Source organism: Bacillus sp. FJAT-27916 (assembly GCF_001183965.1).
Classification (GTDB): Bacteria; Bacillota; Bacilli; order Bacillales; family Pradoshiaceae; genus Pradoshia.
In genome coordinates this window covers 1556106-1575986 of record NZ_LFZV01000001.1, presented here as the reverse complement: position 1 = coordinate 1575986, position 19881 = coordinate 1556106, and the positions used below count along the sequence as shown (strand labels likewise).

The following is a 19881-nucleotide window of genomic DNA, read 5'->3' as shown; positions in this document are numbered from 1 at the left end:
CGGACAGGTTCTTTTTCTTCGACCGCGCTAGATATCTTTTCACCACACTCGTCCTCTCCAACGTTTTAGTACAAGTCTATGCAAAGACCCGACTAAACAGAATCTTTTTTCGATGGTGATGTAAACAACACTCTCCTCTTCCTGTTGGCATTTTTCTACCGCTAAAAATGTACATTTGCTGATTTTTAGCTCCAAATAGCTTGGCTTGGCCATTTTGATATACCGGACTATATAGCAGCTTCATTTTCATAAAGTTTATTTAAGATTTATCTTTTTATAGGTGTTTGAGGGCGTAATGAAAACGTGAAGAGCGAAATAACCAGACTATGGGTGCTGAATTTAATATATGGAAGAACTATTCACCGTAAGGCGCAATCAGGACAATCCCATTTAGCGAATAGTAAACACTATGTAAGTTGACAGAAAAATATACGGAATCAAGCAAAATTATACATAAAAAAACTGACCTGAAAGCCTTACTGAACTTTCTACGGTCAGCCTCTATTTCTTACTTCCTATACACCTTCCAGCCGAGCTCCTTCGCCTTCCCAAATCGAGCACTCACATCAAGCCAATTAACGACTTCCCACCATTTGTCTACATATTTTCCCCGTTCCGTCTTGTATTGCAAATAATAGGCATGCTCCCATACATCAATGACAAGCAGCGGGATCGTATCCCATTGGGTCAGAATCATATGGCGCTCAGATTGAAGAATTTCAAGGCGATGTGCCCTTGCCGACCAAACAAGCAAAGCCCAGCCGACACCCTCTACCTTCTTAGCTGCTTCAGTGAAGTGCTTTTGAAACATACGAAAGCTGCCAAAATCCCGGTCAATCCATTCCCGCAATTCACCCTCCGGCCCGCCTCCTCCATTTGGCTTCATATTATGCCAAAAGATTGTATGCAAATAATGCCCAGACCCATGAAAGGCCGCCTCCCTTTCCCAATGCTTCAGGAGGTCAAAGTCATTCTGCTCTCTTGCTTCCTTCATCTTGAGCTCCGCTTTATTCAGGCCGTCTACATAGGCTTGGTGATGGACTGAATGATGAAGCTTCATGATTTCGCCGCTTATGACAGGCTCAAGGGCATTATAGGCATAAGGCAATGGCGGGAGAGCGTGCTGCCCTGGCGGCACATATCCCCCATTTTGGTGAACCTGCTGAATAGCTCGCTCTAAACTATTTGCGAGAGCTTGCAGCTCAGACACGTCCTTATCGGAAGGAACCTGCTCATTCAAAGTAAATAAATAGGCATTCAGCTTCTCAAGGTTTCCTGATAGGGATTGACGGATGTCTTCCCCTCTTTTCGCCGCCCATATTTCCACCCCTGATACCCAACGGGCAATTTCATCCACATATGATTGTATAAGTGTCACCTCCAAAGAATCCTTGCCTCATTGTATTCAAAGGAGGGGATGATTTATGATTTCTTTTGCCTTCCATTAAAAAGAGGCTCAGGACGCATCCTGAACCTCTAAAGAGCAACTGATTAGGACATTCATCCTATTCGTTGTTCATCCTTATTTAATTAGATTGGACCATTTTTGTTTTATAGTCCGTTTCATAGTATTCAAGGTCCTCACGCATTTTCTGAACATCTGATTCAAGGGTCTTAATGACATCCTTCAAACTTTCAGGCGCCTCATCCCTAAATTTAATGCAGTTTCGCCCTGTATAAGCAGAGCGGCTGTCCTCAAACCATAAATCGCTCTTTGGTGCGAAATACTCTTCGATGCATTGGTGATAGACTCTGTATAGAACCCTTTCGGCAGCAGCCTTGTTAAACGGCTCATTTTTCAACACGATTTTGCATGCGTCAAGGCTTTCCTCACAGTATACACAAAGCTTTCGGATAGAGGATAATAACCCTCTGTAATAGTCTTCATTCCCACTCTTTTCACTCATCAAACGATCCATGGTAGTATCATTCAAGTAGGCTTCGAGGATTTGTACAGTCTTTCCTAAATATGATGCTACGTCTTCCAACTGGCTTTTCACTAATGTATTGCCCAACCGGAACCCTCCCCTTAATTTTGAAACGTTGCTTCCTGAATATTCTATTACAGATTAGCACAAAAGTCATGTGTTATTTGCCGAATACAGGAAGGTTTCGCAAGGTTATCCTCGTAATCCATCATATTCCATCACCTTCAAGAATTCGTTCTACCTCATGAATATCCAGGTCTTCAAAAATATTGAAAAAATCACTCTCTGTGTTTATATACACTTTTTTCATCGACAGGAAACCTTTATTTTTTAATAGATAGAGCAAGGCTAAACAATCCTTCACTGGGTAGCGTGTGAGAAACTCCACTGTTTGCTGTGCGGCACGCTCCATGAGAAGTTCCTCAAAATAACGTACATACAGCACTTGCAGTTCCTTTATACGACCGCCGTCCCTGTATTTCACGACTGAACGACTAAAAAGATCCTCCGGTGAATTGGACTTTTCTTTCGTCAACTCATAGCCGGCACAAGTAATGATTTTCAATATTTCCCCTCCTGATTCTTAATCAAGCTCCTGGAATTTGTGAAAGAATAGATCTGCTTCTTCATCATTAAAACCATCCTCATGATTCTCATCAATCGGCGGCAGATCTTCAATTGACTTCAAGCCGAAATAATCGAGGAATTCGGATGTTGTTCCATATAAATAAGCTCGTCCAGCCCCCTCTGCCCGGCCAACTTCCTTGATAAGCGCTTTAGCTGAAAGTGTATGAATAGGCCGTTCGGATTTCACCCCTCGAATTGCTTCAATCTCAATACGGGTAATGGGCTGCTTATAGGCAATGATGGCCAATGTTTCGAGTGATGCCTGTGATAAGGTGTGGATTGATGGGGATTCAACCAGTTTCTTTAAATAAGGCGCATGTGCCTTTTTCGTCGCCAGCTGATAAACGCCGGCCATCTCCACTAAATAAATACCTCTATCTTCCTGTTCATAAGCGTGCATCAAGTCGGATACGATATCCCGTGCCTCCTCGACAGTTACCTCGAGCACGCTTGCAATCTGCTGCAAGGATAGTCCTTCATCCCCTGCTGCGAATAGTAATGCTTCCAAAATTGATTTCCAATTAACGATTTCCAACGGTCAAATCCCCCTGCTTCCATGCTATGAAAATATCCTCAAAATTATTAGTTTGTTCTACGACGACCTCATTCTGCTTCATCATTTCCAGAATGGCCAGAAAGGTCACGACGAGCTGCTCTTTATTATCATCAGCGAAAAGGCTGCTGAAAAGAACCTTTTTCCTCCTCCTGCGAAGCGTATCACGCAGTTCTCCAATCCGCTTCTCAATAGACACTTCCTGTCTTGTAATTCGTGTCTGCAGCGGTCTTTGCAGCTTCTTGCGTCTCATAAGCTTTTGGAAGGCGCCGAGCATATCATATATATTCACGTCCAAATCAGCCTTCTCAGCTGAAGTCTCAGTTGAATAAGGTGACAGGTCAATCGGGGGCTTCGTAAAGATAAGCGCCCTTTCTGCTTCAAGGTTTTTGAACTCCCCGGCAGCTTCTTTATATTTCTTATATTCCAATAGCTGCATGACAAGCTCATCACGAGGGTCCTCCTCATAGAGGAATTCCTCTTCCTCTTCATCCCACTCATCCTCATGCTTTGGCAGGAGCATCTTGCTTTTAATGGCCAAAAGGGTTGCCGCCATCACGAGATATTCACTCGCCACATCAAGTTCAAGTTCCTTCATCGTATGTATATAAGCTACATACTGCTCAGTTATCTCAGCGACAGGGATATCATATATATCAATCTCCAGCCGGTTTATTAAATGCAATAATAAGTCTAACGGTCCTTCAAAAGCATCAATCTTGATCTTATAGCTCATAATCTTCAGGCTCTCCTACGTAAATAAACTACCTTTAGTATAGTGGAAGTCCGCCTTCTTTCCAATAGCATGTCTAAGGAGAAATTTTTAAAGAGTTGGGCGTTGGCCCAAACACCTATGTGTAAATGTCATACAATGCAATGTACAGAAAAGCTTAAGAGGAGGATTTAATTATGGGAGAAGGCGGAGGTTTTGTAGGAGCAGGAGCTGGCAGCGGATTCGCTTTGATCGTCGTACTATTTATTTTACTTGTTATCGTAGGTGCGGCTTTCTGGTGCTGACACCCTGAATCATAATCATTCAGGCACGACCACTTGATAAGCTGCCGGTATGAAGCCGGCAGTTTTTATTTCTTTTCTTTCGCCTGCATTATTCTGTATAGTGAAGGTAGTATCTGCCAAGACGATTGGAGAGGAAAAGGATGAGGAATTATCCAAACGAATACATACAATATCTGCTCGAATTTCATGGGCGGAGAGATTACTTTGAGTGTCACGAAATTCTCGAGGAATATTGGAAGGAGCATCCGCCGCTTGAGCGTGATTCTGTATGGGTCGGTCTTATTCAGATTGCCGTCGGCCTTTATCACTACCGCAGGGGCAATCATCCAGGAGCTGTTAGAACACTCTCTAAGGCCAGACATATCCTGATGCATCGCCGCGAGGAAACAACCACGCTTGGGCTTGATTTTCCAGCGCTAGATGACCTGCTGGCGAATTACATCCAACGGATTCAAGCCAACACACCTTATGAAAGCCCCATGCTCCCCCTAGCCGACCCAGCACTTGTCTCCATCTGCGAAGTTGAATGCAGAAGCCAAGGATTAACCTGGGGCTGCCAAAGCGACCTTGCTGATACCCCATTGATTCACAGACATTCGCACAGAGACCGCACAGACGTGATTGAGGAGAGATTTAAGCAGCTCAAGATCAGACGTAATAAATAGAAGAAGCCCTTGTTTTAAGGGCTTCTTTCTATTTATGAAAGTCTATTAAATTAACAATCCAAGCATTTCGCCAAAAATTGGGCAGTTTCTCTACGCGCATCAAATTCGTAGTCTGGATAAAATCCCTTTACAGTCGTCACCATCTTACGGCCCACTCCTTGACCGCGATGTGATGGATTCACAGAAACATCTGCAAGCACAACAGTATTCCCATGGACTTCTACTCCAATCAGTCCGATGAAGTCTTCATCCTCTTTCCATAGGAATAATTGCTTGCTGTCATCTGTTTCATAATTTTTCATGCTTTGCTGCAATTTTTTTATATCCTTTTCATCCGGCATGAAGGATAATAATCCCATTGCAATTTTTTCAAAGCTTTTTTTGTACCTAATTAGCATAATGATCCCTCATCAAATGAGAATTATAGAAATAAGTTCTTTTTTTTGCAATCTTCATAATCATACTCGTTTTCACACAGGAATTCAACTGGGTCACTTTCCACCATCTAAACACCCGCTCCGCAGCACCATCTGACTCCCTACTATACCGAATGAACATCCATCTGTAAACCATCTAGTTTATGATTTTTTGCAAAAGCATCTTTCAAAATCAGAAGCTTTTGAGTATAGTATTTTTAGAGTTAGACGAAATTACGCATGTGAGAGGCAGCTCAATGCGGGGCAAAAAATCGTTTCATTCAGCTCGGTGAACGTCCAATCGGACAAGAAAATGAAACCTTTTTGGTCATCATACGTCTAATTCATACAGGAGGTTATTAAACATGAAAAAATGGATTGCACAAATGTTGTCTGCTCTCTTAATAGCAGGTTTTCTTATTCCAAGTATTACTCTCGCTGACCTGCAGCGCGGTGACATGGTTGTCACTCTTGGGGAGAATTTAACCGCTGAGCAGAAAAAATTATTGCTTGCAGAAATGGATGCACCAGATAATGTAGATATCGTAACCGTGACAAACGAAGAAGAGCATAATTATCTTGATGGCAAAGTAGCCAGCCGCCTAATCGGCACAAAAGCCATCTCCTCTTCATCGATTACGATTGCCAAAAGCGGTTCAGGAATCAATGTCAAAACCAAAAATATTACCTGGGTTACAGATGATATGTACAAAAATGCCTTAGCAACTGCTGGTATCAAGGATGCGGACATTTATGTCACAGCCCCATTTGAAGTATCCGGAACAGCGGCATTAACCGGCTTGATCAAAGCCTATGAAGTATCCACCGATACCAAAATTTCTGAGGAGCAAAAGCAGGCAGCCAATGAGGAAATGGTCGAAACCGCTAAGCTCGGCGATGAAATTGGCACAGAGGAAGCAACAACGCTCGTTGAAACCATTAAAGAAGAGATTGCTGCTAACCCGCCGGCAAATGATGAAGAGCTTCGCACCATCATCATCAAAGCAGCTGACCAAATCAATATCAATTTAACAGATGTCCAGATTCAAAGTTTGATGGACCTATTCAACAAATTGCAGGAATTAGGCATCGACTGGGGTGCCGTGAATGATCAGCTGAATGCTGCCAAAGAAAAAGTAAGCAATTACCTGAAATCTGAAGAAGGCCAATCCTTCCTCGATAAACTGAAGGAAGTATTTGCTTCCCTCATCGATGCAATCAAGTCTCTATTCTCTTAAAACTATCCAAGAGCAGTCCCATGAGGGGGCTGCTCTTTTGTAGTGCTTCTTATTTTGCTGTGCCCTATTTAAGGGATTTTCCATACAAATGACAAAGCAGTTACTGGCAGGCTTTCCAAAATGATTGGTACCTATTCCTTACACAATTCCCACAGTGGGGCATTCAACAAAAAAAAGACGCCCGCAAGCTTCTTGCAGGACATCTCCTCTCATCCTCTATTTATATAAAGATAGGTCATTACGAATCAAATCATCCAGGCTTTCCCGTCTTACAACAAGCCTCGATTCGCCATTTTCCACAAAGACAACAGCCGGGCGCTGGATTCGGTTGTAATTATTAGCCATGGAGTAGCCGTAGGCACCTGTACAGAAGACAGCCAGCAGATCTCCATGCTGAATATGGGGAAGCGGCAGGTCCCAAATGAGCATATCTCCACTTTCACAGCATTTACCGGCGATAGCCACCTCCTCTTCCACCTTATCGTTCATCCTGTTAGCGAGTCCCGCCTCATATTTGGCCTGATATAGTGCTGGACGGATATTATCACTCATCCCGCCGTCGACGGCCCAATACGTACGAGTATTCGGCACATGCTTTGTTGAACCGATGCTGTAAATAGTCGTTCCTGCATCACCCACAAGAGAACGTCCCGGCTCAATCCAGATTTCTGGCATGTCCATTCGGTACTGATCAAAATCCTGCTTTACCGCTTTTACAATTTCCTCGACATAAGTGGAAACGGGAATCGGTTGATCCTCCTTCGTATAGCGGATACCGAAGCCTCCGCCCAAGTTAAGCACCTTTGGAGTGAAGCTGTAGCGCTCATGCCAGTTATGAATTTGCTCACTCAGCTTTTGTGCAGCTAATATGAAACCAGTTGTTTCAAAAATTTGCGAGCCAATATGGCAATGCAAGCCCAGCACGTCAAAGCAGTCCTTTGATAAAGCAAGCTGCAAGGCTTCTTCAGCCTGGCCATTCCATAAGTCAAATCCGAATTTTGAATCCTCCTGTCCAGTCAGGATATAGTCATGAGTATGCGCCTCAATTCCCGGTGTTACACGCAGGAGAATCGGACATACCTTGCCTTTCTTTTTACACAGCGCTTCAATTAGGGAAAGCTCATAAAAATTATCCGCCACAATACAGCCGACATTCGCATCAATGGCCATTTCCAGCTCTTCGGGACTCTTATTATTCCCATGTAAATGAATCCGCTCCGGTGGGAATTCGGCCTGTATAGCCGTATAGAGTTCTCCGCTTGAGACAACATCCAGTGATAAACCTTCCTCCCTGGCTAATTGGAACATGGCGATAGAGGAGAATGCTTTGCTAGCGTATGCGACCTGAGCCTTTACACCAGATTTCTTGAATGCTTCCTGAAACATTTTGGCCCGGTCTCTAATCAGGGCAACATCATATATATACAATGGCGTGCCATATTGCTCCGCTAAGGTTACTGTGTCCACTCCGCCAATCTCCAAATGGCCAAGCTCATTCACGCGTCCAGTTCCATAATAATGCATCTTCATCTTTCCCTTCTGTGCAGAAAAACGAAACAAATAGACAGCTGTATATGCTGCCTATTTTTTCGAATTGTTTGATAAATCATACTTTACCACACTAGTGCGCCATCTTCCATTAATATTGGCAAGGGTCTATTTCTTCCGATCAAGCGTATGCAAAATTCGCGGCCTTAAATGACTTCCCGGCACCGGTTTTCTGACCACAATCTGCCATAGTGCTTTTGGGGAAAATGGGATAAACGGCCATAAATACGGAGTAGACAGCGTATTTATATGGCTTAAATAAAGGATGAACAGTGTATTACCGATGATAAACCCTGGGACATGAAACGCGCCTGTCAAGATCAAGAGTACATAACGTACATATTTATTGGCTAGTCCCAGCTCAAGACTCGGTGTTGCAAAGCTTCCAATTGTAGCGATGGAGATATAAAATAATACTTCCGGTACAATCCAGCCGACATCAATCGCAATTTGTCCAATCAACACAGCTGCTATCAAGCCCATGGCCGAGGAGAGCGGTGCAGGTGTGTGTATGGACGCAATGCGCAAGAGCTCAATCCCTATTTCAGCAAAGGCTACCTGCAGCAGAATATGAACATGTATATCCTCATTTGGGCCGATGAACTCCAGTGATTTCGGAAGCAATTGCGGCTCTAGTACAAACAGCAGCCATAAGGGAATGAGAAAGAGAGAAGCAAAGATACCGATAAAGCGAAACCATCTGATAATCGTACCGACAGAAGCTGATTGACGATATTCCTCCGCATGCTGCACATGATGGAAAAAGGTCGTCGGTGCAATCATGATGCTCGGGGAAGTATCAACAAAGATAAGAACATGTCCCTCAAATAGATGATTAGCTCCAACGTCGGCTCTTTCTGTATAGCGAACCAATGGATATGGATTATAATTCTCCTTAACCAAATATTCCTCGACTGTTTTCTCTGCCATCGTCAGCCCATCCGTTTTAATGCTTCCAAGCTCTCGTTTGATGATTTCGACTAAATGAGGATTTGCGATTCCCTCAATATAACCAATCGCAATATCCGTTTTCGACCGCTCTCCGACACGCATGATTTCGAAACGGAGCCGTTCATCTCGGATTCTTCTTCTCGTTAAGGCTGTGTTTACTATTATATTCTCAACATAGCCATCACGCGCGCCCCTTGTGATTCTTTCTGTATCCGGCTCTTGCGGCGTCCTTCCCGGATAACTCCGAACATCGACAATCAACGCTTTCTCGCTTCCATCCACGATGACAGCAATCAAGCCAGAGAGAACCTGATCCACCATTTCATCCATCGTCTGCTTCACTTCAACCGATTGCTGAACAAGCCGGTTCTTCACCAGCTCATATATATCCGCATCCTTAGCCTCGATTTTTTCGAATTCATTGATGCCTAATAAGGTTTCCATAATTTCAATGATGTAAGCTGTATCACATAACCCATTCACATAATAGATTTGAACTGGAACATCTCGAAGGGTGATCTCCCTGACTCCAATATCAAAGCTGACGCCAAGTCCAACATAGTTTTCCATATATTTTTTTACTTTGGCTAAATCCCCTGGTACTTTCATCTTCTTATCTGTCAAGATACCCACTCCGTTCCAAAATCAGTTTTACTGCACTCAAGGTGATTGGGCTCCCAATCTTAATATCATCATACTTTGCCATCTTTCCAATATCGCCGATGCCGACGACAATAGGCGCATCAATGGAGTCGATGCAATAAACCGTATCTCCGTTAATGCGGCCTATATCCATCTCAGGAAGACCAAATTTATCCACACCACGCTCCGTCAGATTGCCTTCACGATCGATGCACACGTCAACCTTCGTCCACTCCGCCTGCCTTGTTTTCGAGGCAACAGCAACAATGCCAAGAAGCTCGATATCGTCATGCTCAGCTACATATTTCATCATCGTCTCGCCAGCTCCTTCCCCAACGAGCCCGCTGTCATCAAACATAACAAGCACTGGGTCATTGGCAGCAGACTTGATGAGTTTTACGAGCTCAGGACCATCCACCTTTGCTGGATTGCCATAAGAGGCAGAGATACAGCGGCCGCCAATCTCTTTTGCCGCATGCTCCACGGCTCGCTTTGCATATTCGTCCCCATCTGTAATCATGATGATTTTTCGTTTCTGTGCCACTTGCGCACCGCCTTTATTCAAGCGTTATTGTGTATAAATAATCCATTGAAATAACGATCCAAGGATTCTTCCCAGCACCAATGCAATTAGTATGTAAACAAGACTGTCCTGCATTCCGATTCTCTTCGCAAGAATTGGAAATACATTCAACACTTCCGTAAGCGCTGCAGCGAGCATTCCATTAAAGATTCCGCTTAATAACCCGAAGCCCGCCAATAATAAAAAGGAAAGGTTCAGCGTGAAATCCCATAAACTAAAAATCGTCCCAATGACGGCACCAAGAATGACAGCCGCCTCATAGAAGTGCACGTATCTGACTGATTTCGTCAATTGAGTCAAGCGTGGAATAACATTCAACACAGTCAAGAAGGCTACATAGCCTGCTCCGACAGATACACCGCCGGAGAATCCGATCAGGATGGCTAAGAGCTTCTCAATCATCATCAAGGAAGGAGGAATACATCTTGTTCTCTCGCATGATTAAATACTGATCGAGTTCTTGCTGATAGTTGAACATTTCCACTTCCATCGGACTTGGTTCATCATTGAATTTCTTCTTGAATATATGGTTAAAGAATAAAACCATACCGAGCCCAAGCCCGAACGAATATGGGATTTGAAAAATGAACGGGTGCTCTGAATGCTCGCCGGTTATCATAAAATACAATCGTTCATGCATCTGCCTCATACTGACATCCTCATGGAAATTCATGATGGCAAACGCCGCTCCGACGAACAGAATCAGCCAAACCACAATGAAACCAATCTTTGATACTTTCTTTTTCTTTCGAACGACTTCAACAATTGTTTGGGAAGGCCCGTACGTGTCCATGGACATGTTCGGGAAATGACGAAATATCGTCTGCAGCACGACGGTTACATCAAGAATGAATACATCCTTATTCTTTGAGAATTCGCCTAACACCAAATTCCCGACCTTCTCAGTTACCTCGTCGGTTCCAATGATATTGGCAATATCCTTCAGCAGGATGGGCTCATTCGGCTTTATCTTCGCCCGATATTTCAGGCGGATATACACACATTCTTCCATGAAAGATTCCATCCCCATTTCTTGGTCCTTGCCATTACTTTTAGTATGGATAGAAAAATCAGGAACATACCAGAAAATCAAAAATGTCACACCGCACAAAAAAACCGCTGGATCAAAGAATCCATGCGGCCGCTCTTTCTTTTATTCAATCATGTATCCATTCGGCTTTTCATCTGCGATAATATCTTCTTCTCAAGCCGCGAAACCTGTACCTGTGAAATGCCCAGCCTCTCCGCTACCTCCGTTTGGGTTTGGTCCTTATAATACCTGAGATAGACGATTAATCTTTCGCGTTCATCAAGCAGGGCAATTGCCTCCTTCAAGGCAATCTTCTCAAACCATTTATTCTCCGAGTGGTCGGCAATTTGATCGAGCAGCGTAATCGGGTCTCCATCATTTTCATACACGGTCTCGTGGATGGATGAAGGAGTCCTGCTCGCTTCCTGCGCCATGATGACTTCCTCTGGAGTCAGCTCAAGATGAGCACTGATTTCCGATATGGTCGGCGTCCTTCCATATACCTTAGACAATTCATCCTTTGCCCTTCGAATCTTATTGGACATCTCCTTTAAGGAACGACTGACCTTGACCGTCCCATCATCACGGATGAAGCGCTGAATTTCTCCGATAATCATTGGAACAGCATAGGTAGAGAACTTAACATTATAGGAAAGATCAAATTTATCCACTGATTTCAGGAGACCAATAGAGCCAATTTGAAATAAATCTTCCGGCTCATAGCCCCGATTGATAAATCTTTGGACAACTGACCATACAAGCCGCATGTTTTTCTGGATGAGTTCGTCTCTTGCCTCTTGGTCACCTTGCTGGCTTTGACGAATAAGTGCTTTTACCTCTTCATCTTTGAGCTGGGCCGTCTTATTAGTCTTTTTGACTTCCACATCCATCGCATTATCTCCTTACTTGATGAAAGCTTTGCTTTTTGATAGATTTTTCATGAGCCTGATGGTTGTTCCTTCGCCCCTGGAGGATTCAATCATGATCTCATCCATGAAATTCTCCATAATGGTAAAGCCCATTCCAGAACGCTCAAGTTCAGGTTTGGTCGTGTAAAGCGGTTGTCTAGCTTCCTCGACATCACGGATGCCGATTCCTTTGTCCTTAATGGACAGCTCTACGGTTTCTTCCTCTAAGTCCATCGAAACAGCAATATAAATAATTCCTTTTGGATCACTTTCGTATCCATGGATAATGGCATTTGTGACGGCCTCTGAAACCACTGTCTTAATCTCGGTCAATTCATCCATCGTCGGATCAAGCTGAGCCACAAAAGAAGCAACCGTGATGCGCGCAAAGGATTCATTCTGGCTTAATGCTGAAAACTCAAGATTCATTGTATTTTTCATCTTGTGATTACCCCCAATCCATGCATGGCCGCTTCTTCAGAAGGCTCAAGCCGGAGTATTTTAAACAGGCCGGACATTTCAAACAAGCGCTCGACAGCAGGTGAGATTGCACATACCACCATCTCTCCTCCATAAGACTGGATTTGTCTATACCTGCCCAAAATAACCCCAAGACCTGAACTATCCATAAACGTCAACTCACCCAAATTCAGAATGATATGCCTGATTCCTTGCGTTTCGATGATTTGTGATGCTTTATTGCGCAAATCCTCCGCTGTATGATGATCAAGCTCACCGGCTAAACGGATGCATAACACATTTTGATTTGTTGCCATATCTACCGTAAGGCTCACTATACTTCTCCCCCTTTTTCAATCGCATAGTGGTGTTTTCGCTATTTAACAGCCCATTTCCTTCCGGAAGACAAAACTAGTGCTAAAACGCATTCATTCGCTTTATTTCTCTTATTCGCGCCCTGCATGTGTAAACATGCCGAAAGAACGCTTATATAGATCAAACCAAGTCGCCCGTTTGACATCTTCTGACGCTATCAGCGGCGTTTCGGATACCACCTTGTCCCCTAAAAGCATTTGGACCTTCCCTAGCTTCTCGCCCTTTGTCACTGGTGCCTGCACATCTTTATTCAAGATAATTTTTGGACGGATATTCAGCTTCTCTTCTCCTTTTTTGCTAAGAAGGGAAACCGGCTCGCTCGTAACTAAGCTGACCTTTTTCTTCTGCCCCTTCTCAAGCGTCAGCATAGCCAGCGGCATATCCTTCTTATAAATTAGCCTTGATTGATACTTTGCAAAGGCATAGTCAAGCATTTGGGTCACCTGAGCGTTCCGCTCCTTCGGGTTGGCTGCCCCAAAGACAACGGCAATGACACGCATATTGTCCTTCTTCGCCGTAGCAGTCAGGCAATATTTCGCCTCATGGGTAAAACCAGTCTTAAGACCATCTACGCCAGGATAGAATTTTACCAGCCGGTTCGTATTCACTAACCAGAACTTCTTGTCTGTGTTCTCACGTAAGTATGACTCATACAGACTCGTAAATTTCGTGATTTCTTCATGCTTTAGAAGTTCCCGTGCCATCACGGACATATCATGGGCCGTTGAATAATGATCCTTTACTGGGAGCCCGGTAGCATTCTGGAATTTGGTATCCTTAAGACCAAGCTCTTTCACCTTCTTATTCATCAACTTCACAAACTCTTCTTCACTGCCTGCTAATTTCTCTGCCATGGCTACCGATGCATCATTACCGGAGCCAATCGCAATTCCACGCAATAATTGCTCCACTGTCATCTCTTCGCCAGGCTCCAAGAAGATTTGCGATCCGCCCATTGATGCAGCATATTCGCTCGTTCGCACCTTCTCGTCCATCGTAATCTGCTTCTTATCCAGCGCCTCCATTATCAAAAGCATGGTCATGATCTTCGTCATGCTCGCCGGGGAAAGCTGTTCATCTTTATTCTTCTCATAAATCACGGAGCCCGTGTTCATTTCAATGAGAATCGCAGACTTGGCATTGGGTGCAAGCTCCGATGTATTTGTTGTTGGTTTCTCTGCGGCCAATGCCGGTCCGGAAACACATAATGTAACTATCCCTATCAATAAAGCTGAAACAAACCGTTTCATGGACAAACCTCCTACTCATGATAAATTCCAGTTTTTCCAAATATTATCCTTTTATACCGGAGCAGAAGGAATTCACTTACAGGAATCATCCACCCGACGTGTGATTACATAGTAGATGAAGGAAATTTAGTGTAGATACCTATTCTTTTGAGAGTTCGAATCATTCGTTTTCTTAAGCTCATTTCGGCATAATAATCTATAAGACTGGAAGAACAGAGGAGACTTGTCATGCATTCAGAATTATTAAAAGAGGAAGCTGCCAGGTTCATTTCCAATTGTTATAAAGAGCTTGGGAAAGAGCAGGAGATCGCGAACCGAATAAAGGAGATTAAGGAGCAAATCAATAAAACGGGTACATATGAGCACACTTTTGAAGAGCTTGTCCATGGAGCGAAGATGGCATGGCGGAATAGCAACCGATGCATTGGCAGATTGTTTTGGAACAGCCTGCATGTCTTTGATGCAAGAGATGCCTTAGACGAAGATATTATTGCGGAAGCCCTCTTCCACCATATCCGCTATGCAACCAATGACGGAAGAATATTGCCGACCATTACCATATTTCACCCCCACCGTGTTCGAATCTTTAATCATCAATTAATTCGGTATGCTGGGTATGAGACAGAATACGGTACCATTGGCGATAAACAATCTATTCCCTTCACGAAGTTTTGCGAACAAATCGGCTGGGAGGGCCAGCAAGGACAGTATGATTTATTGCCTTTAGTATTTTCGATAGATGGATACCCTCCCGTGTGGAAACCAATAAAGAAAGAGCTTGTGAAAGAGGTTGAAATCGAACACCCTGAATTCTCACTCCATCACTTGAACATGAAATGGTACAGTGTTCCAATCATCTCCGATATGCGCTTGGAAATCGGCGGAATCAGCTACCATTGTGCACCATTCAACGGCTGGTATATGGGCACCGAGATTGGCGCACGCAATTTGGCGGATGAAGATCGGTATCATTTTCTGCCTGCAGTAGCAGAATTAATCGGTTTAGATACTTCGATGAACCGATATTTATGGAAGGATAAAGCACTCGTAGAACTGAATATTGCCGTCTTGCATTCTTTCAGGAAAGAAGGTGTTACCATCGTCGACCATCATACGGCCGCCGAACAATTTAAACGATTTGAACAACAGGAAGCAAAGAATGCTCGCAGAGTGACTGGAGATTGGACATGGCTCATTCCGCCATTATCCCCTGCTGCGACACATATTTTCCATCAATCCTATTCGGATGAGATTCAGACACCTAATTATTTTCATCAAGAAGCCCCCTATGAAAAATGGCTTATAGAGGGAATTCATAAATCAGGTGCAGCGAAATCATAAGGAGTCATAGCAAAAGGTCCATCCAATCCGTTTAAATACAAAAAAGGCGCCTGCCATTAATCCTATTTAGGATTTAGCAGACGCCTTGCTTTTTTAGATTTCCATCTCGGCAACAATTCTCTTCACGAAGGAAAGGAAGGTTGCTTTAACTTTTTCAGTTGTTTCAATAACTTCATCATGAGATAAAGGCTGGTCAAGAATACCAGCTGCCATGTTTGTGATGCAGGAAATACCCAGCACCTTCATGCCGCCATGCGCTGCCACAATTACCTCAGGAACTGTGGACATTCCAACAGCGTCCCCGCCTAGGATACGCGCCATGCGAACTTCTGCAGGCGTTTCATAAGTCGGGCCAGTGAAGCCGATATAGACACCTTTTTTCACGTCAATCTGTTCTTTCTTCGCAATATCCTCCGCTAATGCCACAAGCTCTTTTGTGTAAGCACTGGACATATCCGGGAAGCGCGGTCCGAATTCTTTTTCGTTCGGCCCAATCAGCGGGTGTGCACCCATATAATTGATGTGGTCCGTGATAATCATCAAATCGCCCGGCTTGAAGCTTTCGTTTACTCCGCCTGCTGCATTTGTAACAAGGATATGGGACATCCCCATTGCCTTCATGACACGAACCGGGAAGGTTACTTCCTGCATTGTGTAGCCTTCATAATAGTGGAATCTTCCTTGCATCGCCGCAACAGTCTTTCCGCCAAGTGTTCCGATGACAAGCTGGCCTTTATGACCTTCTACCGTGGATACAGGGAAATGTGGAATTTCATTATAAGGAATGGCTACTGGATTTTCGATTTCATCCGCAAGGATTCCTAGTCCAGACCCGAGAATTAAGCCTAATTCCGGCTTTTGCCCGGATTTCTCCAGAATATAAGATGCAGCTTCATTTACCTTTTTTAACATCATCGTCTCTCCTCTAAATTAATTCAGCTCTTTCAGGAAGCTTGTTCCATGCTCAGGCATTTTCACGCCGAAGTTCTCCGCAACCGTTGCACCGATATCGGCAAATGTCATACGAAGCGGAAGTTCTTTGCCTTCCTTGAATTGTTTGGAGTATACCAAGAGCGGTACATACTCTCTCGTGTGGTCTGTACCGGCATGAACTGGGTCATTTCCATGGTCTGCCGTGATGATTAATAAATCGTCATCGCGAAGTTTATCAAGCACTTCCTGCAGGCGGACATCGTACTCTTCCAGTGCTTTACCATAGCCTTGCGGATCGCGTCTGTGACCGAACAGGGCATCGAAATCGACAAGATTCAAGAAGCTTAAGCCTGTGAATTCCATATCAAGCGTCTGCACCTGCTTATCCATTCCGTCCATGTTTGAAGTTGTGCGAAGCGCCTTTGTTACACCTTCACCATCATAAATATCAGCGATTTTCCCAATAGAGATGACATCAAAGCCTGCATCCTTCAATTCATTCATAACTGTACGGCCAAATGGTTTCAGCGCATAGTCATGACGGTTAGGTGTACGTTTGAAGTCGCCTGGTTCGCCAACGAATGGACGGGCGATGACACGTCCTACCATGTATTCATCACGAAGAGTAATCTCTCTTGCGATTTCACAAATTCGGTATAATTCATCAAGCGGCACAATGTCTTCATGCGCAGCAATCTGTAGAACGGAATCAGCAGAAGTGTACACAATCAATGCGCCTGTCTTCACATGCTCTTCCCCAAGCTCAACGAGAATTTCAGTTCCGCTCGCCGGTTTGTTTCCGATAATCTTGCGTCCGCTCTTCTCTTCAAGCTCTTGAATCAATTCAGGCGGGAATCCATCCGGAAATACACGGAAAGGCGTATCAATGCGAAGGCCCATGATCTCCCAGTGACCTGTCATCGTATCTTTTCCATTTGATGCTTCCTGCATTTTTGTATAATAAGCCATTGGCTTTTCAGCTTTTTCAATGCCCTTGATTTCACGAATATTGGAGAGGCCCAATTTCCCCATCACAGGCATATGTAATCCATTCATTCTTTCCGCAATATGACCAAGCGTATCCGCACCTTTATCGCCGAATCTTTCAGCATCTGGTGCTTCGCCAATGCCAACGGAATCCATTACTGTTAAAAACACACGTTTAAACTGCATCGTAATACCTCCAGCTTGCATAATTTCTTCTATTTATAGTTAGGTTACCCCATCTTTCGAGCCATAACCTTCTGTCACCATTTTTTCAAAAGGAACAACGAGGTGTCAGAGGTCTGACATCTTTATTCTACATCAAGTGTCAAGCGTTGCCAATTTAATATTCTGTGTCTATTTCCCATCCATCATTTCTCACTAAAATAGCCGTTATCTTTACTAAGGAAGGAACTTCCGGCTGATTCCTCGAATCTTTTTCTCCCGCATACACATCCTCCCCATTTCCCCTGTCTGCAGCTCTTTAAAGGGAAAAGAGCTATTTAGCCAACCAAAAAATAAAGCCTGATGCAAGTGCTGCCATCAGACCTTGAAACCTCATCATTCTCTTACGCTCTTGGATGAAATTTGCTGTATACATCCTTCAAACGGACATTTGTAACATGTGTATAAATCTGAGTAGTGGAAATATCAGCGTGTCCCAGCATTTCCTGAACAGCCCTGAGATCGGCTCCGTTCATCAGCAAATGGGTCGCAAAGGAATGCCTGAGGGTATGCGGCGTAAGCGGTTTTTGAATATTCGCCGCTTCAGCAAGCCGCTTGATGATCTTCCATAATCCCTGACGCGTGAGACGGCCGCCATGATGGTTTAAGAACAAAGCGTCCGTTTTCTCCTTCTTGTTCATCAGCTCGGGCCGGCCTTCAACTAGGTACGTATGTATAGCCTTAAGCGCCAATTGGCCAACAGGAATAATTCGTTCCTTATTCCCTTTCCCAATGCAGCGGACAAAGCCCATTTCCATATGGACATTATCAATATTTAAATCTATCAATTCACTCACCCGCATACCGGTTGCATAAAGAAGCTCAAGAATGGCCTTATCACGCTTGCCAAATGCATCATTTGTGTCCGGCGCATCAAGCAGTGCCTCCGTTTCCTCAGGACTCAGCACCTTTGGCAGAGACTTTTGCATCTGCGGACTTTCAATATGAACAGATGGGTCTGTCTCAGCCACATGCTCCCGCAGAAGGAACTGATGAAAGGAACGAATCGATGCCGTATGGCGTGCGAGCGTCTTCGGCGATTTGCCGTCATCCTTCAGCTTAGATAGGAACTGAACAATATGTACGCGTGAAACCTCATTCCAATCAGGTATCCCTTGCTTCTTCAGGAATTTACGGTAAGAATCCAAATCACGCTTATAGGACAGTAATGTATTTTTGGCCAGCCCTTTTTCAATCGTTAAGTAATGCATGAAATCCTGCAATTGATCTTCCATCTTCCATTACTCCCCGTTCAAATAAAATAGAAAGAGCCTGTCTTTCCATCCGGTTTCGCCTGTATCGTGAACCGATTGGAAAACCTTTACGGCAGCTCCTTTTGGCTCTTCATAACGATGATAGCCTTCGTATTCCTCATTAAACCAAACGATGGCAAAGTAGAACAAAAGTGTGAAACCAACAAACATAATGAATACCTTGCCTGTTTGCCAAATGAACCCAAACAGCTTCTTCATAATCTCCTCCGGCCTTTTTTATCAATTTATGCCAGAGAAGACAAGTTTTATACATATTCAGGCCGATTAAAAGGATAAAACCTTTCCAGGTAAGCGGAAAGGCTCATTAAACATGTGATTTAGAGGACTCAGATTCCTCTTCCCCTTTTGCCTTCTTCTCAAGACAGCGATGGCAAATACCATGAAAGGTAAGACGGTGGTCCTTAATTTGAAAATGGTATTTCTCTTCAACAACCGCTTCAACATCCCCAAGTAGATCCTCGAGAATCTCGTCAACGGCTCCACATTCAATACATACAAGATGGTGATGGAAATGGGCTGCCCCTTCCTTACGCAGGTCATAACGGGAAACGCCATCACCGAAATTTATCTTATCCACGATTTTCAATTCAGTTAATAATTCAAGTGTTCTATATACAGTTGCCAAGCCAATCTCAGGAGCCTTCTCTTTTACGAGCAGATAAACATCCTCTGCACTTAAATGATCCTCTTCATTCTCGAGCAAGACTCTGACTGTGGCCTCTCGCTGCGGCGTCAGCTTGTAACTTGAAGAATGCAATTGCTTCTTTATTCTATCTATCCTTGATTCCAATCTATTTCCTCCTCGCCGCTTTAAGTCCCCGTGCGGAAACCTGTAAAAAAATTTTGGTAAAGCACATAAAGCGAGCTTTCAGTCCTTCTTATAGTATAACAAAAATACTGGTTGATTAAAATATAATAATTATAAACAATAAAC

24 protein-coding genes are annotated in these 19881 nt (G+C 43.9%); 4 read left to right on the top strand and 20 right to left on the bottom strand.

Going from position 1 to position 19881, the window contains the following annotated elements:
* Positions 1-508: 508 nt before the first annotated feature.
* From AC622_RS07590 to AC622_RS07570, 5 genes are all read right to left on the bottom strand, one after another.
* Positions 509-1378, bottom strand: a complete 870-nt coding sequence (locus tag AC622_RS07590; protein ID WP_053103794.1) for a superoxide dismutase — start codon at positions 1376-1378, stop codon at positions 509-511.
* A 148-nt stretch (positions 1379-1526) separates the two neighbouring features.
* Positions 1527-2015, bottom strand: a complete 489-nt coding sequence (locus AC622_RS07585) for a YpuI family protein (RefSeq protein WP_049670518.1) — start codon at positions 2013-2015, stop codon at positions 1527-1529.
* A 121-nt stretch (positions 2016-2136) separates the two neighbouring features.
* Positions 2137-2493, bottom strand: coding sequence for a hypothetical protein (locus AC622_RS07580; protein WP_049670517.1), 357 nt, complete (start codon positions 2491-2493; stop codon positions 2137-2139).
* 18 nt (positions 2494-2511) lie between these two features.
* Positions 2512-3090, bottom strand: a complete 579-nt coding sequence (gene scpB / locus AC622_RS07575; protein ID WP_049670516.1) for an SMC-Scp complex subunit ScpB — start codon at positions 3088-3090, stop codon at positions 2512-2514.
* Positions 3077-3844, bottom strand: coding sequence for a segregation/condensation protein A (locus tag AC622_RS07570; RefSeq protein WP_049670515.1), 768 nt, complete (start codon positions 3842-3844; stop codon positions 3077-3079). Before AC622_RS07570 ends, scpB begins: the two co-directional genes overlap by 14 nt.
* A gap of 173 nt (positions 3845-4017) precedes the next feature.
* Between AC622_RS07570 and AC622_RS20610 the strand changes: the two genes are divergently transcribed.
* Together AC622_RS20610 and AC622_RS07565 are read left to right on the top strand one after the other, a co-directional pair.
* Complete coding sequence (locus AC622_RS20610) at positions 4018-4125, top strand: YjcZ family sporulation protein (protein ID WP_082197062.1); 108 nt, start codon at positions 4018-4020, stop codon at positions 4123-4125.
* Positions 4126-4265: 140 nt separating this feature from the next.
* Positions 4266-4790, top strand: a complete 525-nt coding sequence (locus AC622_RS07565) for a DUF309 domain-containing protein (protein WP_049670514.1) — start codon at positions 4266-4268, stop codon at positions 4788-4790.
* 50 nt (positions 4791-4840) lie between these two features.
* On the opposite strand, the gene AC622_RS07560 is transcribed toward AC622_RS07565, so the two are convergent.
* Entirely contained in the window at positions 4841-5188 is a 348-nt protein-coding gene (locus AC622_RS07560; RefSeq protein ID WP_049670513.1) for a GNAT family N-acetyltransferase, read from the bottom strand.
* 383 nt (positions 5189-5571) lie between these two features.
* Here AC622_RS07560 and AC622_RS07555 point away from each other — a divergent pair, with 383 nt between their 5' ends.
* Positions 5572-6444 (top strand): DUF1002 domain-containing protein, encoded by an 873-nt coding sequence (locus AC622_RS07555; RefSeq protein WP_049670512.1) that lies wholly within the window; start codon positions 5572-5574, stop codon positions 6442-6444.
* A 216-nt stretch (positions 6445-6660) separates the two neighbouring features.
* On the opposite strand, the gene lysA is transcribed toward AC622_RS07555, so the two are convergent.
* The 9 genes from lysA to AC622_RS07510 form a co-directional block, all read right to left on the bottom strand.
* Positions 6661-7968 (bottom strand): diaminopimelate decarboxylase, encoded by a 1308-nt coding sequence (gene lysA, locus AC622_RS07550; RefSeq protein WP_049672840.1) that lies wholly within the window; start codon positions 7966-7968, stop codon positions 6661-6663.
* Between the two features lie 132 nt (positions 7969-8100).
* A complete protein-coding gene (locus AC622_RS07545) occupies positions 8101-9552 on the bottom strand; it encodes a spore germination protein (RefSeq protein ID WP_049672839.1) in 1452 nt (483 codons plus the stop codon).
* A gap of 4 nt (positions 9553-9556) precedes the next feature.
* Complete coding sequence (locus AC622_RS07540) at positions 9557-10105, bottom strand: stage V sporulation protein AE (RefSeq protein WP_049672838.1); 549 nt, start codon at positions 10103-10105, stop codon at positions 9557-9559.
* 48 nt (positions 10106-10153) lie between these two features.
* The gene (locus tag AC622_RS07535) at positions 10154-10573 is read right to left on the bottom strand and encodes a stage V sporulation protein AB (protein WP_049670511.1); all 420 of its coding nucleotides are present in this window, start codon (positions 10571-10573) and stop codon (positions 10154-10156) included.
* Positions 10563-11180, bottom strand: a complete 618-nt coding sequence (locus AC622_RS07530) for a stage V sporulation protein AA (RefSeq protein WP_049672837.1) — start codon at positions 11178-11180, stop codon at positions 10563-10565. The genes AC622_RS07535 and AC622_RS07530 overlap by 11 nt, the downstream gene beginning before the upstream one ends.
* 149 nt (positions 11181-11329) lie before the next feature.
* Positions 11330-12088 (bottom strand): RNA polymerase sporulation sigma factor SigF, encoded by a 759-nt coding sequence (sigF, locus tag AC622_RS07525; RefSeq protein WP_049670510.1) that lies wholly within the window; start codon positions 12086-12088, stop codon positions 11330-11332.
* 12 nt (positions 12089-12100) lie between these two features.
* Positions 12101-12547, bottom strand: coding sequence for an anti-sigma F factor (gene spoIIAB, locus AC622_RS07520; RefSeq protein ID WP_049670509.1), 447 nt, complete (start codon positions 12545-12547; stop codon positions 12101-12103).
* Positions 12544-12900 (bottom strand): anti-sigma F factor antagonist, encoded by a 357-nt coding sequence (gene spoIIAA / locus AC622_RS07515; protein ID WP_049670508.1) that lies wholly within the window; start codon positions 12898-12900, stop codon positions 12544-12546. The genes spoIIAB and spoIIAA overlap by 4 nt, the downstream gene beginning before the upstream one ends.
* A 111-nt stretch (positions 12901-13011) precedes the next feature.
* Positions 13012-14190: a D-alanyl-D-alanine carboxypeptidase family protein gene (locus AC622_RS07510; protein ID WP_049670507.1), complete on the bottom strand. Its 1179-nt coding sequence runs from the start codon at positions 14188-14190 to the stop codon at positions 13012-13014.
* Between the two features lie 228 nt (positions 14191-14418).
* Between AC622_RS07510 and AC622_RS07505 the strand changes: the two genes are divergently transcribed.
* Positions 14419-15531 (top strand): nitric oxide synthase oxygenase, encoded by a 1113-nt coding sequence (locus tag AC622_RS07505; protein WP_049670506.1) that lies wholly within the window; start codon positions 14419-14421, stop codon positions 15529-15531.
* A 93-nt stretch (positions 15532-15624) separates the two neighbouring features.
* On the opposite strand, the gene AC622_RS07500 is transcribed toward AC622_RS07505, so the two are convergent.
* The 5 genes from AC622_RS07500 to fur all read right to left on the bottom strand — a co-directional run bounded on the left by AC622_RS07500 (position 15625) and on the right by fur (position 19737).
* Entirely contained in the window at positions 15625-16446 is an 822-nt protein-coding gene (locus AC622_RS07500) for a purine-nucleoside phosphorylase (RefSeq protein ID WP_049670505.1), read from the bottom strand.
* A 15-nt stretch (positions 16447-16461) separates the two neighbouring features.
* On the bottom strand, positions 16462-17637 hold the full coding sequence (deoB, locus tag AC622_RS07495; RefSeq protein ID WP_049670504.1) for a phosphopentomutase: 1176 nt from the start codon (positions 17635-17637) through the stop codon (positions 16462-16464).
* 380 nt (positions 17638-18017) lie between these two features.
* Positions 18018-18908 (bottom strand): site-specific tyrosine recombinase XerD, encoded by an 891-nt coding sequence (xerD, locus tag AC622_RS07490; protein ID WP_049670503.1) that lies wholly within the window; start codon positions 18906-18908, stop codon positions 18018-18020.
* A 6-nt stretch (positions 18909-18914) separates the two neighbouring features.
* A complete protein-coding gene (locus AC622_RS07485; RefSeq protein ID WP_049670502.1) occupies positions 18915-19145 on the bottom strand; it encodes a YqzK family protein in 231 nt (76 codons plus the stop codon).
* Positions 19146-19251: 106 nt separating this feature from the next.
* Positions 19252-19737, bottom strand: a complete 486-nt coding sequence (fur, locus tag AC622_RS07480; protein ID WP_049670501.1) for a ferric iron uptake transcriptional regulator — start codon at positions 19735-19737, stop codon at positions 19252-19254.
* Positions 19738-19881 lie beyond the last annotated feature (144 nt).

What these genes read in the sequence shown, in the direction of transcription:
- AC622_RS07485 (WP_049670502.1), bottom strand. Translation starts at nt 19,145, where the DNA reads ATGAAGAAGCTGTTTGGGTTCATTTGGCAAACAGGCAAGGTATTCATT.
- spoIIAB (WP_049670509.1), bottom strand. Translation starts at nt 12,547, where the DNA reads ATGAAAAATACAATGAATCTTGAGTTTTCAGCATTAAGCCAGAATGAA.
- AC622_RS07560 (WP_049670513.1), bottom strand. Translation starts at nt 5,188, where the DNA reads ATGCTAATTAGGTACAAAAAAAGCTTTGAAAAAATTGCAATGGGATTA.
- AC622_RS07555 (WP_049670512.1), top strand. Translation starts at nt 5,572, where the DNA reads ATGAAAAAATGGATTGCACAAATGTTGTCTGCTCTCTTAATAGCAGGT.
- deoB (WP_049670504.1), bottom strand. Translation starts at nt 17,637, where the DNA reads ATGCAGTTTAAACGTGTGTTTTTAACAGTAATGGATTCCGTTGGCATT.
- AC622_RS20610 (WP_082197062.1), top strand. Translation starts at nt 4,018, where the DNA reads ATGGGAGAAGGCGGAGGTTTTGTAGGAGCAGGAGCTGGCAGCGGATTC.
- AC622_RS07570 (WP_049670515.1), bottom strand. Translation starts at nt 3,844, where the DNA reads ATGAGCTATAAGATCAAGATTGATGCTTTTGAAGGACCGTTAGACTTA.
- AC622_RS07540 (WP_049672838.1), bottom strand. Translation starts at nt 10,105, where the DNA reads ATGATTACAGATGGGGACGAATATGCAAAGCGAGCCGTGGAGCATGCG.
- AC622_RS07505 (WP_049670506.1), top strand. Translation starts at nt 14,419, where the DNA reads ATGCATTCAGAATTATTAAAAGAGGAAGCTGCCAGGTTCATTTCCAAT.
- AC622_RS07500 (WP_049670505.1), bottom strand. Translation starts at nt 16,446, where the DNA reads ATGATGTTAAAAAAGGTAAATGAAGCTGCATCTTATATTCTGGAGAAA.
- AC622_RS07565 (WP_049670514.1), top strand. Translation starts at nt 4,266, where the DNA reads ATGAGGAATTATCCAAACGAATACATACAATATCTGCTCGAATTTCAT.
- lysA (WP_049672840.1), bottom strand. Translation starts at nt 7,968, where the DNA reads ATGCATTATTATGGAACTGGACGCGTGAATGAGCTTGGCCATTTGGAG.
- AC622_RS07545 (WP_049672839.1), bottom strand. Translation starts at nt 9,552, where the DNA reads ATGAAAGTACCAGGGGATTTAGCCAAAGTAAAAAAATATATGGAAAAC.
- AC622_RS07535 (WP_049670511.1), bottom strand. Translation starts at nt 10,573, where the DNA reads ATGATGATTGAGAAGCTCTTAGCCATCCTGATCGGATTCTCCGGCGGT.
- sigF (WP_049670510.1), bottom strand. Translation starts at nt 12,088, where the DNA reads ATGGATGTGGAAGTCAAAAAGACTAATAAGACGGCCCAGCTCAAAGAT.
- AC622_RS07530 (WP_049672837.1), bottom strand. Translation starts at nt 11,180, where the DNA reads ATGGAAGAATGTGTGTATATCCGCCTGAAATATCGGGCGAAGATAAAG.
- xerD (WP_049670503.1), bottom strand. Translation starts at nt 18,908, where the DNA reads ATGGAAGATCAATTGCAGGATTTCATGCATTACTTAACGATTGAAAAA.
- AC622_RS07510 (WP_049670507.1), bottom strand. Translation starts at nt 14,190, where the DNA reads ATGAAACGGTTTGTTTCAGCTTTATTGATAGGGATAGTTACATTATGT.